Here is a 257-nt window from a genome sequence, read left to right as displayed (position 1 = left end):
GCTGAAAATTAGTCAAGGAAAACACTACAATGTAGCCGTGACACATGTCGCTAAAAAATTAACTCGTATCATTTTCCATCTTCTTAAAACCAATCAACAATTTGATGAAACTAAACTAAGGTAAGGCGATAAAGTCACGAATTATTTTAAAAACTTGCTTTTAGCAGGTCTTTTCGCATGCAATCATTTTTCTAAATATCTGTAAAAAATAATTGATATTTTAAAAAATTATTCTTGACTTTTTACATAGAATGCCT

The 257-nt window shown here is 28.8% G+C and carries 1 pseudogene; it reads left to right on the top strand.

Features of this window, described 5'->3' with window-relative positions:
* Positions 1 to 124 (top strand): annotated as a pseudogene (locus SSIN_RS11155) (IS110 family RNA-guided transposase); the annotation flags it as partial.
* Between the last annotated feature and the right edge of the window lie 133 nt (positions 125 to 257).

Source organism: Streptococcus sinensis (assembly GCF_000767835.1).
GTDB lineage: Bacteria > Bacillota > Bacilli > Lactobacillales > Streptococcaceae > Streptococcus > Streptococcus sinensis.
The sequence above is the reverse complement of the archived record's forward strand: the minus strand, read 5'-3'. Positions and strand labels throughout refer to the sequence as shown.